Origin of the sequence: Microvirga vignae, assembly GCF_001017175.1 — a bacterium.
Taxonomy (GTDB): domain Bacteria; phylum Pseudomonadota; class Alphaproteobacteria; order Rhizobiales; family Beijerinckiaceae; genus Microvirga; species Microvirga vignae.
In genome coordinates this window covers 179959-195756 of the sequence record NZ_LCYG01000032.1, presented here as the reverse complement: position 1 = coordinate 195756, position 15798 = coordinate 179959, and the positions used below count along the sequence as shown (strand labels likewise).

16 protein-coding genes and 1 tRNA gene are annotated in these 15798 nt (G+C 61.6%); 9 read left to right on the top strand and 8 right to left on the bottom strand.

The window, feature by feature from the left end; translation table 11 throughout:
- Positions 1–54: 54 nt before the first annotated feature.
- The 3 genes from AA309_RS13480 to moaA form a co-directional block, all read right to left on the bottom strand.
- On the bottom strand, positions 55–921 hold the full coding sequence (locus AA309_RS13480) for an NAD(P)-dependent oxidoreductase (RefSeq protein ID WP_047189503.1): 867 nt from the start codon (positions 919–921) through the stop codon (positions 55–57).
- 60 nt (positions 922–981) lie between these two features.
- On the bottom strand, positions 982–1722 hold the full coding sequence (locus tag AA309_RS13475; protein ID WP_160310462.1) for a transporter substrate-binding domain-containing protein: 741 nt from the start codon (positions 1720–1722) through the stop codon (positions 982–984).
- A 164-nt stretch (positions 1723–1886) separates the two neighbouring features.
- Positions 1887–2924 carry a GTP 3',8-cyclase MoaA gene (moaA, locus tag AA309_RS13470; RefSeq protein WP_047189502.1) on the bottom strand — a complete coding sequence of 346 codons (1038 nt, stop codon included), beginning with the start codon at positions 2922–2924 and terminating at the stop codon, positions 1887–1889.
- Between the two features lie 99 nt (positions 2925–3023).
- Between moaA and AA309_RS13465 the strand changes: the two genes are divergently transcribed.
- On the top strand, positions 3024–3392 hold the full coding sequence (locus AA309_RS13465) for a gamma-butyrobetaine hydroxylase family protein (RefSeq protein WP_047189501.1): 369 nt from the start codon (positions 3024–3026) through the stop codon (positions 3390–3392).
- A gap of 55 nt (positions 3393–3447) precedes the next feature.
- Here the strand turns inward: AA309_RS13465 and AA309_RS13460 are convergent, their stop codons facing one another.
- Complete coding sequence (locus AA309_RS13460; protein ID WP_047189500.1) at positions 3448–4035, bottom strand: L,D-transpeptidase; 588 nt, start codon at positions 4033–4035, stop codon at positions 3448–3450.
- Positions 4036–4283: 248 nt separating this feature from the next.
- Here AA309_RS13460 and AA309_RS13455 point away from each other — a divergent pair.
- Positions 4284–4358: transfer RNA gene (locus tag AA309_RS13455), tRNA-Val, on the top strand.
- 65 nt (positions 4359–4423) lie between these two features.
- Here AA309_RS13455 and AA309_RS13450 read toward each other — a convergent pair.
- A complete protein-coding gene (locus tag AA309_RS13450; protein ID WP_047189499.1) occupies positions 4424–5125 on the bottom strand; it encodes an HAD family hydrolase in 702 nt (233 codons plus the stop codon).
- Positions 5126–5218: 93 nt separating this feature from the next.
- On the opposite strand from AA309_RS13450, the gene AA309_RS13445 reads away from it, so the two are divergent.
- The 3 genes from AA309_RS13445 (at position 5219) to AA309_RS13435 (ending at position 7138) form a co-directional block, all read left to right on the top strand.
- On the top strand, positions 5219–5674 hold the full coding sequence (locus tag AA309_RS13445) for a hypothetical protein (RefSeq protein ID WP_244470346.1): 456 nt from the start codon (positions 5219–5221) through the stop codon (positions 5672–5674).
- A gap of 234 nt (positions 5675–5908) precedes the next feature.
- Complete coding sequence (gene rpiA, locus AA309_RS13440; protein WP_047189498.1) at positions 5909–6604, top strand: ribose-5-phosphate isomerase RpiA; 696 nt, start codon at positions 5909–5911, stop codon at positions 6602–6604.
- Between the two features lie 30 nt (positions 6605–6634).
- A complete protein-coding gene (locus tag AA309_RS13435) occupies positions 6635–7138 on the top strand; it encodes a DUF2059 domain-containing protein (RefSeq protein WP_047189497.1) in 504 nt (167 codons plus the stop codon).
- 82 nt (positions 7139–7220) lie between these two features.
- On the opposite strand, the gene AA309_RS13430 is transcribed toward AA309_RS13435, so the two are convergent.
- The 3 genes from AA309_RS13430 to AA309_RS13420 form a co-directional block, all read right to left on the bottom strand.
- Positions 7221–8720 carry a tripartite tricarboxylate transporter permease gene (locus tag AA309_RS13430; RefSeq protein ID WP_047189496.1) on the bottom strand — a complete coding sequence of 500 codons (1500 nt, stop codon included), beginning with the start codon at positions 8718–8720 and terminating at the stop codon, positions 7221–7223.
- An 8-nt stretch (positions 8721–8728) separates the two neighbouring features.
- Positions 8729–9202, bottom strand: coding sequence for a tripartite tricarboxylate transporter TctB family protein (locus tag AA309_RS13425; protein WP_047189495.1), 474 nt, complete (start codon positions 9200–9202; stop codon positions 8729–8731).
- 66 nt (positions 9203–9268) lie between these two features.
- Entirely contained in the window at positions 9269–10240 is a 972-nt protein-coding gene (locus AA309_RS13420; protein WP_047189494.1) for a Bug family tripartite tricarboxylate transporter substrate binding protein, read from the bottom strand.
- A gap of 155 nt (positions 10241–10395) precedes the next feature.
- Here AA309_RS13420 and AA309_RS13415 point away from each other — a divergent pair, with 155 nt between their 5' ends.
- The 4 genes from AA309_RS13415 (at position 10396) to AA309_RS13400 (ending at position 15532) form a co-directional block, all read left to right on the top strand.
- Positions 10396–11640, top strand: coding sequence for an O-antigen ligase family protein (locus AA309_RS13415; RefSeq protein WP_052954700.1), 1245 nt, complete (start codon positions 10396–10398; stop codon positions 11638–11640).
- On the top strand, positions 11637–13022 hold the full coding sequence (gor, locus tag AA309_RS13410; protein WP_047189493.1) for a glutathione-disulfide reductase: 1386 nt from the start codon (positions 11637–11639) through the stop codon (positions 13020–13022). The genes AA309_RS13415 and gor overlap by 4 nt, the downstream gene beginning before the upstream one ends.
- 106 nt (positions 13023–13128) lie before the next feature.
- A complete protein-coding gene (locus AA309_RS13405) occupies positions 13129–13956 on the top strand; it encodes a M48 family metallopeptidase (RefSeq protein WP_047189625.1) in 828 nt (275 codons plus the stop codon).
- Positions 13957–14146: 190 nt separating this feature from the next.
- Positions 14147–15532 carry a class II 3-deoxy-7-phosphoheptulonate synthase gene (locus tag AA309_RS13400; RefSeq protein WP_047189492.1) on the top strand — a complete coding sequence of 462 codons (1386 nt, stop codon included), beginning with the start codon at positions 14147–14149 and terminating at the stop codon, positions 15530–15532.
- The last annotated feature ends 266 nt before the right edge of the window (positions 15533–15798 follow it).

Below are 15798 nucleotides of genomic sequence, written 5' to 3'. Positions count from 1 at the left end.
AAGCGCCGGAGCTTTAAGGGCCCCGGCGCTTTTTTATCAAAGCTGTGGTGCGGCTTACTTTTCGAGGCGAGCGATGAGGCTCGACGTATCCCAGCGGCTGCCGCCCATCTTCTGAACGTCCGCATAGAACTGATCCACCAGCGCCGTGACTGGCAGGCTCGCGCCGTTCTTGCGCGCTTCGCCCAGCACGATCGACAGGTCCTTGCGCATCCAGTCCACCGCAAAGCCGAAATCGAACTTGCCCTGGTTCATGGTCTTGCCGCGGTTCTCCATCTGCCAGGAGCCGGCAGCTCCCTTGGAGATCACGTCCAGCACCGCCTCGATGTCGAGGCCTGCCCGCTTGCCGAAATGAATGCCTTCGGCCAAGCCCTGTACGAGGCCGGCAATGCAGATCTGGTTGATCATCTTGGTCAGCTGGCCGGCACCGGCCTCGCCCATGAGGCGGCAGGCGCGGGCAAAGCTCATGATCACCGGCTCGGCCTTGGCATAAACCTCCGCCTCGCCGCCGCACATCACGGTGAGTACGCCGTTCTCGGCTCCGGCCTGACCGCCCGAGACCGGTGCATCGATGAAGGCAAAGTCCTTGTCTCGTGCCGCCGCATAAAGCTCGCGGGCGACTTCGGCCGAGGCGGTGGTGTGATCGACGAAGATTGCGCCCTTGGGGATGCCGTGGAAAGCGCCGTCCTCACCGATGGTCACCTGGCGCAGATCGTCGTCGTTGCCCACGCAGGCGAATACTATCTCCTGGCCTTCCGCTGCCTCGCGCGGCGTCTTGGCGGCGCGGCCGCCGTTCTCAGATACCCATTTGTCGGCCTTGGCCGCCGTACGGTTGTAGACCGTCACCTCATGACCCTTGTCCTTGAGATGCCGCGCCATGGGATAGCCCATCACGCCCAGACCCAGAAAAGCGACCTTCGCCATCGTGTGCTCCCGTTTCGTCCCCGAATTTCTAGGAACTGAAAGGGCAGGGGTCAAACGAGTCTATTTGATATCGAAGGAAAAATATTTGGCGCGGATCCGGTCATAGGTGCCGTCCGCCTTCACCTGTGCGATGGCGCGGTTGAAGCGGGCGCGCAGGTCCTCGTCTTCCTTGCGAAGACCGATGCCGTAAGCCTCGCGGCGATAGGCGGGCTCGGCCGGGGCGTCACCCAGCACATGGCAGCATTCGCCCTCGCGGCTTTCCAGAAACTTCGAGAGCAAAAGCTCGTCTCCGAAGACAGCATCGAGCCGTCCCACGAGCAGATCGAGATTGGCCTCCTCGGCTTTCGCGTAAAGGACGATCTCGGAGTCCCTGTAGAAGGCCTTGAGATAAGTCTCGTGATCGCTGCGCTCGGTAGTGCCGATCTTCTTGCCGGTAAGAGCCTGCGGCGTGACTTCGCCGGGCTTGATCTCCTTGGAGCCGATGAAGACAGCCGGAATGCGATAATAAGGGTCGGTGAAGGCGATCCGCTTCTGGCGCTTCTCGGTGATCTCCAGCGACGACATGATCGCGTCGTATTCGCTGCGGATCAGGCCCCTGATGATGCCATCCCACTCACGCTGAACGAGCTCGCACCGGGTCTGCATCGCGTCGCAGAGGCTTTTCAGAAGATCGACCTCGAAACCCTGCAATTCGTTGCTGGTTGGGTCGATGAAGTTGAAGGGGGGATAGGCGCCTTCGATCGCGATGCGGATCACAGGCTTCTGAGGGGACGTCGCCTCTTGAGCGGATGCCACGGGCACGGCAAGCCCCAGAAAGAGACCTGCAAGTATTGCCAATTTCCGCCCGAAATGAAACGCGTTCACAGTTTTTCAGCCCGCTTATGTAAGGCCGATATCACTTGAAAAGTCTAAACAGTCAATCGACAGAAAGCATCAGTATTCTGACTCAATAGTCGCAGAATCACTTAACCTCCTGTCATGCTCATGTGACGGCTGACGGCAGGGCCGGAATGGTTCCGGTCGATGATGAAATCGTGCCCCTTCGGCTTGCGGGCGATGGCATCGGCAATGACTTGCGTGAGCAGAGCATTATCCTCCGAGACCCGAACAGGCGCGCGAAGATCGGCAGCGTCTTCTTGGCCTAAGCACATGAAGAGCTGGCCCGTGCAGGTGAGGCGCACACGATTGCAGCTCTCGCAGAAATTGTGCGTCAGCGGCGTGATGAAACCGAGCTTGCCGCCGGTCTCCGCCACCCTCACGTAGCGGGCCGGACCGCCGGTGCGCTCAGGCAAATCCTGCAGTGTGTAGCGGCCTTCGAGCCGCTGTCTCACCTCCGAGAGAGGCAGAAACTGATCCACACGCTGACCGTCGATTTCGCCGAGGGGCATGACCTCGATGAGCGTCAGATCCATGCCGTGTCCATGAGCCCAATGAATCAGACTCTCGATCTCTTCCTCGTTCACGCCCTTCAGCGCGACGGTGTTGATCTTGATCTTCAGTCCCGCGGTCTGCGCCGCATCGAGCCCCTGCAGCACCTTCGACAGATCGCCCCAGCGCGTGATCTGATGAAACTTGCCGGGGTCGAGAGTGTCGATGGATACGTTCACCCGTTCCACGCCGCAGGACACAAGCTCCTGCGCGTAGCGTGCGAGCTGCGATCCGTTGGTGGTGACGGTGAGTTCGTCGAGCGCGCCGGACTTGAGATGTCGGGAAAGAGAGTGGAACAAAGTCATGATGTCCCGCCGCACCAGCGGTTCGCCGCCCGTGATGCGAAGCTTGCGCACACCATGTGCGACGAAGACCGAACAGATACGGTCCAGCTCTTCCAAACTCAGCAGGTCGCGCTTGGGCAAGAACGCCATGTCCTCGGACATGCAATAGACGCAGCGAAAATCGCAGCGATCCGTCACCGAGACGCGCAGATAGGTGATGGAACGCCCGAAGGGATCCAGCAGAGGAGTGCCGGAGGAGGGCGATGGGAACTGGATCGGCGATCCCCGCATCAGGAGCTTGTCCTCGATAGTTGCGTGCGAAGGCTTGCATTCAATTTAGAATTCAAGCAGCTCTCGTCAAAGCACAAAGCAGGAAAGAGGTCCAACTCCATGACAACCGAGCGCTGGCCCACAGAGCTTCGTCTCGCCAAGGATAGGCGCAGCCTGCGCGTCGTTTTCGACGATGGGACCGCTTTCGACCTGCCCGCGGAGTATCTGCGCGTGACGAGCCCCTCGGCGGAAGTGCAGGGTCACAGTCCCGCCGAGCGCAAGACCGTGCCGGGAAAGAAGGACGTAGAGATCGTCGGCGTCGAGCCGGTCGGCAATTATGCGGTCAAGCTCGTCTTCGACGATCTGCACGATTCAGGCATCTATGGCTGGAACTATCTCTACGAACTCGGAGCCCATTACGAAGAGAAGTGGCAGGCCTATCTCGCCGAGCTTGCCGCCAAGGGTCTGTCCCGCGAACGGCTGCGCTGAGCCCCCATGAAAAGGGCCGGCTGGTGCCGGCCTTCTACGTTCCTACTGAGAGCGCTTAGCGCTGAACGATGACCCGGGCACCGACCTTGGCGCGGTTGTAGAGGTCGATCACGTCGTCGTTCGTCATGCGGATGCAGCCGGAAGACACCGCCTCGCCGATGGTCTCGGGCTCGTTCGAGCCGTGAATGCGATAGATCGTGCTGCCGATATACATGGCGCGAGCGCCGAGCGGGTTGTCCGGTCCGCCCTCCATATGGCGCGGCAGGTCGGGGCGGCGCTTGAGCATGGCTGCCGGAGGATGCCAATCGGGCCACTCGCGCTTCATGGTGATGGAGTGGGACCCGCCCCAGGTGAAGCCGCGACGGCCCACGCCCACGCCGTAGCGCATCGCCTTGCCACCGCCGAGCACGTAATAGAGACGGCGCTCGCTCGTGGAGACCACGATCGTGCCGGGAGCATGGCGGCCCTCGAAGGACACGACCTCGCGCGGAACCGGAGAGGCCTGCGCCCTCACAGCTTCGTCTTCGGCGCCGTAGAGAGGCTGGCGGGTGAGGGGATCGATTGCAGTAAATGCCGCAGCCGGGGTCGCAAGGGCGACGAAAGCGCAGGCAAGACCGGAAAGGGTTGCGCGCATGCGTCCCATAATTGCCTCGATATGAACAAGTTTGGTGGCGGTTTTTGTGGTTGATCAACGCGTATAGCCGCGCTCCGGGCCCGGTGTTTATCAGGATCTCGCCATTAAATCCTAGCCCAGACGCGCCTTCTTTTCGCCGCTTCGTAACCGAGGTGTTAAAGCCGCGCTGCCACAGGCCGAATTTGAAAAATCTTCATGAGGTTCCCAAATCAGTGGCTTGACGCCGGGCCTTCGTCGCCATTAGAAGGCCCTGGTCAGGGCGCGTAGCTCAGCGGGAGAGCATTCGCTTCACACGCGAAGGGTCACAGGTTCAATCCCTGTCGCGCCCACCATTTCCTTCCTGACAATTGAATCGGATCTTCGTGTTCGCCGCAGCAAGCGCGTGCGAAGCTGCGCGTCAGGCCGCTAGAGGCTTCATCAGCGTCTCGACGGCGGCGAACAATTCGTCGAAGTGATCAATCACGATATCCGGATTGAGGTCCTGCACCGGAACGTCCGTATAGCCGAAGGGCACGGCCACGACCGGAATGCCCGCGTTCTGGGCCGTTACGATATCGGTGCGCGAATCCCCCACCATGATCGCTCGCGATGGATCGCCGCCCGCCCGCTCGATGGTCAGGGTCAGGTGCCGAGGATCCGGCTTGAAGTAAGGGAACGTGTCGCGACCGCAATTGGCCGAGAAGCGATGGCCGATCTCAAGCTCGTCGAGCAGCTTGATCGAATGTTCCTCGACCTTGTTGGTACAGACGGCCAGGATGAAGCCTGCCGCCTCAAGCTGGTCGAGAGCTGCCGTGACGCCCGGGAAGAGCTCGGTCCTGACGCGGATATTCTCGCCGTAATGCACCATGAACTGCTTGAAGAGCGTATCGAGGTGAGACGGCGCGAGTTCCTTGCCCGCAGCCTCGAATCCGCGCTCGATCAGTGCCCGGGCACCCGCGCCGATCATGTCGCGGGCCTGTGCGAGGGGCAGGGGCGCGAGGCCTTCCTGCTCGAGAATGACGTTCAGGGTCCCCACGAGATCGCCGGCTGTATCAGCCAGAGTGCCGTCGAGATCGAAGACGGCGATGGGCGGGGCGATTTGCGGGGTATGAATGACCATGAAGCTCGGTTACCTGCTCAAAGCAAGGGAATCAATTGGTCGGAATGATATGGTGCCCGTGGTTGATTCGTTCTTACCGTTATGGAGTGATGAATGCGGCTTTTTGGTTGCACGGCGTTTCTGTCGATGGCCCTGGCAATGGTAAGCCTGCCGGGCCTGACCCTGGCGGCCTCTTATGATTTCGTGCCCGCGCCGCAGACAGACCTGAACCGGATCTACCGGATCGACCGGGTCACTGGCGAGGTCAGTTCATGCCAATATGGCCTCCAGGAAGGCACCATCGGCGTCACCCTCTGCTTCAGCCCCGGCGAGGGGGCAGGGGCCCAGCAGCCTGGAGAATACGGGCTCGTCGCGTCCCGCCACGAACGCGAAGGCGGTGTGTTCCGGGTCAATTACCGAACCGGCGAGATGAGCATCTGCTACGTTTTTGACGAGCGGGTGGTGTGCACGCCGCAGGCGAGGCCGTCTTCTGCCGCGTCCACACTGGCGCCCTCCGCTGCGACACCGAGCGTCAGCTCGGGCTCGGGGGCCTCTCCCCAGCGTCCTTGAATCTTCCCGCCGGGGCTGTCGTGCTCTAGCGCATCGTGTGGAAAAGTGGATCCGGTTTTCCGCTTGAACGATGCGCTACTCTAGAAAATGGACATCGGACGAGAAAAGTGGAGTCCACTTTTCTCGTCCGATGCTCGAGCGGATATGAAACCATCTTTCTTTTCAACATCCTCGCATGCTAGACGCGGGCTGTGGCCCTCTTCTCAAGCGGGGCGACATTTTTAGAGGTCCTCAGTGAGCGACAATCTCAAGCGTGCAGCAGCCGAAAGGGCAGCCCAACTCGTCACCGATGGCATGAGGCTCGGCCTCGGCACCGGTTCGACGGCGGCGCATTTCGTGGCGGCCATCGGCGAGCGCGTGCGCGGCGGCCTGAAGGTCGTCGGCGTGCCGACATCCGAGGCGACCCGCGAACAGGCGCACCGCGAAGGCATTCCGCTCGCGACTCTCGACGAGACGCCGGAACTCGATCTGACGGTCGACGGCGCCGACGAGCTCGATGACGACCTGCGCCTCGTCAAGGGCGGCGGCGGCGCGCTGCTGCGCGAGAAGATCGTCGCTTCCGCCAGCCGGCGCATGGTCGTGATCGCGGACGGCTCCAAGCGCGTTGCGAAGCTCGGCAAATTTCCTCTGCCTATCGAGGTCGTGCCCTTCGGGCTCACTGCCACGGAGCGGGCAATCTCCAAGTTGCTGGAAAGCCTCAGCATGACCGGTGAGCTGCGCCTGCGCCGCGCCGCCGATGGGGCTCCTTACGTCACCGATGGAGGTCACTTCATCCTCGATGCTCATCTCGGTCGCATCGACAAACCCAATGTTCTCGCCTCGACGCTCAACAACATTCCCGGCGTCGTCGAGCACGGTCTCTTTCTCGGCCTCGCAACCGGCGCGATTCTCGCGACCGGGGAGGGGCTCGTCGAACTCGGTCAGCTCTGACCATCAGCCTTCACGATTGGAGTCCCTTCTATGATCCGTTCCGCTTCACGCCTGGCCGCGACCTCGGTTGCGCTGTTCATACTGGCCAGCCCCGTCTTCGCGCAGCAGGGCCAGCCGAGCGCCACCCATCTGGCCGCTGCCCGCGACGTCGCCGTCAGCTCCGGTCTGACGGGCGCTTTCGATGCCATGACCGATCCGCTTCTCAAGCAGCTTCAGCAGATGAACGTGACCCGTCCCGAGATCCGCCAGGATCTGGATCAGGTGGTTGCGCTCATCCGTCCTGAAGTCGAGCAGAAGAAGCAGGAGATGATCGACGCCACGGCGAAGATCCTCGCTGCGCGCATGAACGAGGCCGAGTTGAAGGAAGTCACCACCTTCTACAAGTCGGCGGTGGGTCAGAAATGGGTTCAGATCCAGCCGGGTGTCCTCGATGCCATTGTCCGCGATATGTCCATCTGGACCCAGAGGACCTCGGAATTCATCATGAGCCGCGCCCGTGAGGAAATGGGCAAGCGCGGTCATGCGCTGAACTAAGATTCGCCAAGAGCGGCGGGCAAGAGCGCCAGATATGAAAAAGGCCCGGGAAACCGGGCCTTTTTGTTGGTCGCTTTGGCTCTTAATCCTCAACGGCCTTGAAGCGGCCAAGGCCCTTCATCACGAAGGGGAGGATGAGGGCGATCAACGCAATCGCGAGAAGGGTCGCCGAGATCGGGCTCTGCAGCAGCACCATCGGATCGCCGAGGCTGATCGACAGCGCACGCCGCAACTGGCTTTCCGCCACGGGACCCAGAATGAGGCCCACCACCACTGGGGCGATCGGGAAGTCGAAGCGCCGCATCAGGAAGCCGAGCACACCGAAGACGGCCAGCATGATGAGCTCCACCGGCGAAGGATTGGCCGCGATGGTGCCGATAGTGGCGAAGACCAGAATGCCGGCATAGAGCCAGGGCTGGGGAATGGCCAGAAGGCGCACCCACAGGCCGACGAGCGGCAGGTTCAGCACCAGCAGCATGGCATTGGCGATGAAGAGGCTCGCGATCAGGCCCCAGACGAGATCAGGCCGCTCAGCGAACAGCAGAGGACCGGGATTCAGACCATATTGCTGGAAGCCGGCGAGCATCATGGCGGCCGTCGCAGAGGTCGGTAGGCCGAGCGTCAGCAGCGGCACGAGAGTGCCTGCGGCGGACGCATTGTTGGCCGCCTCCGGGCCGGCCACGCCTTCGATGGCACCCTTGCCGAACTGGTCCGGATACTTCGTCAGGCGCTTCTCGGTCGAATAGGACAGGAAGGTCGGGATCTCCGCGCCGCCCGCCGGAAGGGCACCGATGGGAAAGCCGTAGAGCGTTCCGCGCAGCCACGGCTTCCAGGAACGCTTCCAGTCCTCTTTCGTCATCCAGAGGGAGCCGCGCACTGGCTCGAGCTTCTCCTCGACGATATGGCGGCGGGAGGCGACATAAAGGGCTTCACCCACGGCGAAGAGGCCGACCGCCAGGGTGGTCACCTCGATGTTGTCGTACAGTTCCGGGACGCCGAAGCTCAGACGGGATTGGCCCGACAGGATGTCGATGCCGACAAGTCCGAGCATGAGGCCGATGAACAGGCTGGTGAGGCCGCGGACCGGCGAGTCGCCGAACGTGGCGGAGACGGTCACAAAGGCCACGCACATGAGGGCGAAATAGTCCTCAGGTCCGAAGCTGACGGCGATATCCACGAGGTAGGGGGCAAGGAAGGTCAGGCCCAAGGTGGCGATGGTGCCGGCCACGAAGGAGCCGATGGCGGCAGTGGCGAGCGCCGGGCCGCCGCGTCCGGCCTTGGCCATCAGGTTGCCCTCGAGAGCGGTGGCCATCGAGGCGCTCTCGCCCGGCGTGTTGATCAGGATCGCCGTGGTCGAACCGCCATACATGCCGCCGTAATAGATGCCGGCGAACATGATGATGGAGCCTGCCGGATCAAGCTTGAAAGTGATCGGCAGGAGCAGAGCCACGGTGAGTGCCGGACCGATGCCGGGCAGAACGCCGACGGCGGTGCCGAGGAGAACCCCGATGAGCGCGAAGAGCAGGTTCATCGGCTGGATGGCGACGGAAAGGCCGCTGGCGAGCGAGAAAAAGGCTTCCATGTCAGGCCTCAGAACAGGTTTTCAAGCGGCCCTGCCGGCAGGGACAGGGTCAGGAGCTTGCCGAGAAGCAGGTAGATGAAGACGGCCAGCCCCGCTCCGATCAGGAGATCGACAACAAAGGCGCGGCGTCCGAAGGCTGCGGAGGTCGTGGCGAACAGAATGGCCGTGCCGATCATGAAGCCCCAGCCGAGAGAGATCAGAGCGATCAGGATCGCAAGCCCGCCGAGGATCAGGATGATCGGCTTCCAATCCAGGCTGTCACGCTCTGGCAGGTCTCCCCTGAAAGCCGAGATGGCATTGCCGAGGCCGAGAACGGCAAGACCGATCGATACGATGATCGGCATGACCTTCGGGCCGAGATCGTAAGGGGACAGGATCTGGAGCTTGGTCATGTCCCACCAGACCACGCCGGCGAGAACCAGGAGAAGGAGCGCGATGGCAAGGCCTGCCACGTCGATGCGCCGCTGCGGATTTGTCGTCATGAGATATCCTAAAAAGAGGCGCCGCGCTCCGAGAACGCGGCGCCTCTTATGGCATTATCGTGATTTTTAAGACTTCACTAGTCCAACCGAGGTCAGGACCTCCTTGGTGCGAGCCTGCTCGTCGGCCAGGATCTTCGCGAATGCGTCACCAGAGACGTAGGAATCCTCCCAGCCCTTGGTTTTCAGGATTTCCTGCCATTCCTTGGACTTCGCCATCTTGTCCATGGCGTCTGTCAGAGCCTTCGTCTGGTCGGCGGAGAGGCCGGGAGGAGCAACGACCGCGCGCCAATTGGCGATCTCAAGGTCGACACCCTGAGCCTTGATGGAGGGCTTGTCCGCAGTGGCCTTGTCGGCAGGCGTGGTCAGACCGATGAGGCGCAGCTTGCCAGCCTTGATCTGGCTTTCGAACTCGCCGTAGCCGGAGATGCCGGCCGTCACCTTGCCGCCGAGGATGGCTGCCAGGGCTTCGCCGCCGCCCGAGAAGGGGATGTAGTTGATCTTGGTCGCATCGGCACCAGCCGCCTTGGCGAACAGCGCCGCGGCGATGTGGTCGACGCCACCGGCCGAGCCGCCGGCCCATGTGACCTTGGCCGGATCCGCCTTCAAGGCTGCCGCGAGCTGCTTGGCGTCCTTGATCGGGGAATCGGCCGGAACGACAATGGCCTCGTATTCGGCCGTCAGGCGGGCGATGGGCGTCGTCTGTTCGAGGGTGATCGGGGACTTGTTGGTCAGCAGCGCGCCCACCATCACGTAGCCCATGACCATGAGCTGGTTGCCGTCGCCCTTGGAGTTGTTCACGAGCTGGGCGATGCCGATAGAGCCGCCGGCGCCGGGAACGTTGGTGACCTGCACGCTCTTGGCGATGCCGGACTGGGTGAGCGCCTGCTGCATGGAGCGGGCGGTCTGGTCCCAGCCGCCGCCAGGCGCAGCCGGGGCCATGATCTTCAGCTCCATCTGGGCCGCAGCCGATGTCACGAAGCCTGCAACGGCAGCCGCAGCCAAGGCGCCGCGCCAAAGGCTCTTACGAAGTTGGCTCATAGTGTTTCCTCCATGGGACTTAAAGTCACGTCACAGCGTGGTGCCGCAGACCGTAAAGGCGCTTTTTCTGAGGGGCAAGCGTCTGGGTCCTTTATCGCTGTTGAACCATGTCGTAAGAGCCTAATGTTAGAGACTAACAAAGAGAACGCTTCCCTATGGCCTTCGTCGACATTCCCATGACCAGCACTCGGCTTCGCGTTGCCGAAGGCTTTTGGCGTGCCGCCATGGTGAGCTTGGCCATTATACCCTTGGGAATGTCGATCGCACACCGCTCCAGTCCTCTGTATGTGGTCCTGAGTGCTGTCTTTTGCTTGGTGGCGACGTGTGTCGAGGGACGGATCCGTCCTTTCCTGCGGGATCTTGCAGGGGCATTGACCTCACCTCTCGGGCTCGCCGTACTTGCGTTTTTTGGCTGGAGCCTTGCGTCCGCCGGCTGGAGCGAGTTCAAATCCGTCTCCCTTTTCTCCTTGGGAGAACTCTGGCTGCCGATCGCCGCCATCCTGGTCTTGGCTCTGACTTTGCCGAAGCATCTGACGCAGCAGATGTTCTGGCTTCTGACCGGGACCTTCCTGGTGGCGGGCATCGTCATCATGGCGGAACTCGCAACGGGCCTGATCCTGCGCAGGGCCATCGGCGTACGTTCCGATCCGTTTATTTTCAACCGACCTGTGCTGACGCTGCTCATGCTGGCCCTGCCTCTGACGGCTTGGCTTCTTGGCAATGTGCGGAGAGGGGTGATCTGGGGATTGGCTCTGCTGCTGTTCCTCAGTGCTGTTGTGATCCGGTCCGAGAGTGATGCCGCCGTTCTGGGGCTCGCCATCATCTGTCTAACTTTTCCCATGGCCTGGTTCTTGCCGCGCGTGACGTTCGGGTTGACCGCCTTCGCTGTCCTGATGGCCTTCTGCGTGTCTCCTCTCATCGGCCCTATCACGGCTCAGCTGATCACCCCCGCCATGCACGAGAAAATAGCCAGCAGCCACTCGAGGGAGAGGGTGGAGCTCTGGCAGAGCTTTGGCTTTGTGGTGCGGCAGAAGCCTATTCTGGGCTCCGGCTTTGGCATAAGCCCGCGCATGGCGGAAACCACCATTGCTCAGAAGGTGCCGGTGGAGCATCAGCGGATGTTGAACATCGGGCATCCTCACAATGCAGCTCTGCAGATCTGGGTGGAGCTTGGTGCGATCGGTGCTGCCATTGCAGTGTTGGTTGCCTTTCTCACCCTGCGGATGGTTTGGCAGTTACCCCACCTGACCAGATGCGCTTCCATGGCGCTGATAGCCGGAGCAGGCCCGGTGGCTCTCGTTGGCCATGGTGCTTGGCAAGGATGGTGGGCAGCATCGCTTGGCGCGGCCATTATATGGATGCAAGCTGCCAGCCGATTCCAAACGGAGACCAAGTTATGACCCAGTTCGATGTTGATCTCTTTGTCATCGGAGCGGGGTCCGGTGGCGTCCGCGCCGCTCGCATTGCCGCGAACTACGGCGCGAAGGTGATGATCGCGGAGGAAGACCGGGTCGGGGGCACCTGCGTCATTCGCGGCTGCGTGCCCAAGAAGCTCATGGTCTATGCCAGCCGCTTCGCCGACGAGTTCCACGATGCGGCCGGGTTCGGCTGGACCGTTGGGGAGACGAACTTCGACTGGGCGACGCTCATCCGCAACAAGGACAGGGAGATCGACCGGCTGGAGGGGATCTACCGGGCCAACCTCGAAAAGGCCGGGGTCGAGACCATCAACAGCCGCGCTGTGATCGAGGATGCACATACGGTCCATATTCTCAAGACCGGCGAGCGCATCCGCGCACGCTACATCCTCGTAGCGGTCGGTGCTCATCCGACCATGGACCCCCCCATTCCGGGCGGCGAGCTCGGCATCACCTCAAACGAGGTCTTCCACCTGGAGACTCAGCCAAGGCGCATCATGGTTATCGGCGGCGGCTATATCGCCGTGGAATTCGCCGGCGTCTTTGCGGGGCTCGGGAGCGAGGTGACCCTGGTTCACCGCGGCGACAGGCTCCTGCGCGGCTTCGACGAGGATGTGCGCGATGCCCTGGGTGAGGCCTATGCTCAGCGCGGAATCAATCTCGCTCTCAAGACGACTGTGACGCGCCTGGACAAAAACGCAGACGATATTGACGTGACCCTGTCCAGTGGCTCCGTAGTTACAGTCGACCAAGTGCTCGTTGCGACAGGCCGACGGCCGAACACGAAGGGGCTCGGCCTCGAGAAGGCAGGCATCACTGTGGACGAGGTGGGGGCGATCCCGGTCGATGGCTATTCCCGGACGCTTATCCCTTCGATCTTTGCGGTCGGCGACGTGACCAACAGAGTCAATCTTACGCCCATCGCCATCCGCGAGGGGCACGCCTTTGCAGATACTGTATTTGGCGGAAAGCCTACGATCATCGATCACGACCTGATCCCCACGGCCGTCTTCTCGACTCCAGAAATCGGCGTGATCGGCTGTGGCGAGGCAGCGGCTCGGGAGATCTATGGGGAAATCGACGTCTACAAGACGGCTTTCCGGCCCATGAAGGCCACCCTTTCGGGCGGCTCCGAACGGGTGCTCATGAAGCTCGTTGTCGACAAAACCACTGACAAGGTCGTGGGTGTTCATATCATGGGAAATGACGCGGGCGAGATGATTCAGCTTGCCGGTATCGCCGTGACCATGGGGGCCACCAAGGCTGATTTCGACCGAACTGTCGCCGTTCATCCGACCGCTGCGGAGGAACTCGTGACCATGCGCACGCCCGTCGTGATCAAGAAGCCCATTGCCGTAGGATAGCTTCCTTTACGTAAAAGAAGTGGGGATAGTCCCAATTGCGGCGAAATGGTGGCTTTTATGTGGTCGGACGCCACGATTTAGAATGATTGCGAAGGAGTTTTTCGCAATGCAATTCAACATCCGGGCAGTCCGCCATCATAAGGAAGAAAATTACGGCAACATCACCCTCATTGTCGGAGGCGTGCTGTGGTTTCTGCTTCTGGTTTCCGTACTCGCCAGCGACCACCCGGTCCTCGGTCTGGTCATGCTCATTTTCTATGGTCTCGTCATTTGGTGCGCGCTGGCAGCCGCTCGCGCCCTGCTCCGCGCCCATATGTTCGGCCATTACGTGATGGTGGGGCCGCAGCAGTTCCCTCATATCCAGGCCATGGTCGAGGAGGGGGCAAAGAAGATCGGGCTCCTGGAGGCGCCGACGGCCTTTGTCTACAACTCTCATGGCGTAATGAACGCGATCGCAATCCGGCTCATCGGGCGGCACCGCTATGTCTGGCTGTCCTCAGCCATTATCGATGCGGATGATGATGAGCAGTTGCGCTTCGTGATCGGGCATGAGCTCGGCCATCATGTGGCGGGCCACCTTGATGACCTGATGAACCTGGTGCGCTGGCCTTCGAACCTCGTGCCGTTCCTCGGGGCCGCCTATTCCCGGGCTCGCGAGCTCACCTGCGACCGCGTCGGCGCCTTCATTGTCCAGGATCTGGAAGTGTCCCGCTCCGCTCTGCAGATGCTCGCCTGCGGCAGCGCCAAGCTCAATGGCCAGATGAACAGTGCCGTCTTCGCCGAGCAGGAGAAGCTTGTTCCTCCGATTGCGGGCGTCATCCTGAAGATATTCTCCACGTATCCGCGCCATACGCAGCGCGTGGAAGAGGTCGGGAACTGGTTGGCAGTCCAGAACTACGCCCAGTCCGCAGCTCCGGTCGCTGCGGCGGCCTGATGTCGCAAGCCTGTCGTGCTTAAGGGCAGGGCTCCCCAAAAAGAGAGGCTCTGCACCTTAAGATGCAGGGCTTCTTTGCTTTGGCGTCACCTCTCTGCACTCGCCTTTTTATTTATGTCGTGTATAGGTGCCTTTTCGTGCCGCTTGTTGCGGTGAACGAGAGGACACAAAAGACACGGGGGTAAGTGTCATGACTGAGCGGTGGACGCCCGATAGCTGGAGACACAAGCCGATCCAGCAGGTTCCGGCCTATCCGGACCCGGAGGCGCTTGAAAGCGTGGAGCAGCAGCTTGCAGGCTTTCCCCCGCTCGTTTTTGCGGGCGAGGCCCGCAAGCTGAAGCGTGAGCTGGCGAAAGTGGCCAAGGGTGAGGCTTTCCTCCTCCAGGGCGGCGACTGCGCCGAGAGCTTCGCCGAACACTCCGCCGACAACATCCGCGATTTCTTCCGCCTGTTCCTGCAGATGGCCGTGGTGCTCACCTATGCGGGCGGCTCGCCGGTGGTGAAGGTCGGCCGCGTAGCCGGCCAGTTCGCCAAGCCGCGTTCCTCCGCGACCGAGACCATCGATGGCGTCGAGCTGCCGAGTTACCGGGGCGACATCATCAGCGACATCGCTTTCACGCCCGAGGCCCGCACGCCCGATCCGCGCCGCCAGCTCATGGCCTACCGTCAATCGGCCGCGACGCTCAACCTGATCCGTGCCTTCGCGACGGGCGGTTATGCGAACCTCGAGAACGCGCATCGCTGGATGCTCGGCTTCGTGAAGGATTCGCCGCAATCCTCGCGCTACAGCGAGTTGGCCGAGCGCATCACCGAGAGCCTCAACTTCATGCGGGCCATCGGCATCGATCCTGAAACGCATCCCGAGATGCGCTCGACGGATTTCTACACCAGTCACGAGGCCCTGCTGCTCGGCTACGAGGAGGCCCTGACCCGCGTGGATTCCACCACCGGCGACTGGTACGCCACCTCCGGCCACATGGTTTGGATCGGCGACCGCACGCGGCAGCTCGACCATGCCCATGTGGAATACATGCGCGGCATCAAGAACCCGATCGGCCTCAAGTGCGGCCCGTCGCTCACGGCGGATGGGCTCCTCAAGCTCATCGACGCCCTGAACCCCGAGGACGAGGCTGGCCGTCTCACGCTGATCTGCCGATTCGGCGCGGACAAGGTGGCCGATCATCTGCCGGGCCTGATCCGCGCGGTGCAAAAGGAAGGCCGCACGGTGGTGTGGTCCTGCGATCCGATGCACGGCAACACGATCAAGGCAGCTTCGGGCTTCAAGACCCGTCCCTTCGAGCGCGTCATGGGCGAGGTGAGGGACTTCTTCGCCATCCATCAGGCGGAAGGCACCCATGCCGGCGGCATCCATCTGGAGATGACCGGCAAGAACGTGACGGAATGCACCGGCGGTGCCCGCGCGCTCACCGATGCGGACCTCTCGGACCGCTATCACACCTATTGCGACCCGCGCCTCAACGCGGAGCAGGCGCTGGAAATCGCGTTCCTGACCTCGGAGCTGATCAAACGCGAGCGCCAGTCAAGGGAAAGGCCCGCCGCTCTGGCGGCTGAGTGAGAATAAAAGAAAAGGGGCGCCTCCAAGCGCCCCTTTTACTTTCTTGGGTTGGCTTTGAACAATCGTTGACTTAACTCAGCCAGCCCATGAAGTAGAGAATAAGGATGATCGGCAGAGGAATACCGATCAGCCAAAGCAAACCGCCTTTCAACATCGTCGCCTCCATTGTCAAAATCGTGTGGGGACAACGACCTGAGCTATATTGGGTTCCGAAAATTGCTGCGGGGCACTTTTTCTGCCGTTTCAGCTTCAGTGGATCGGAGCAA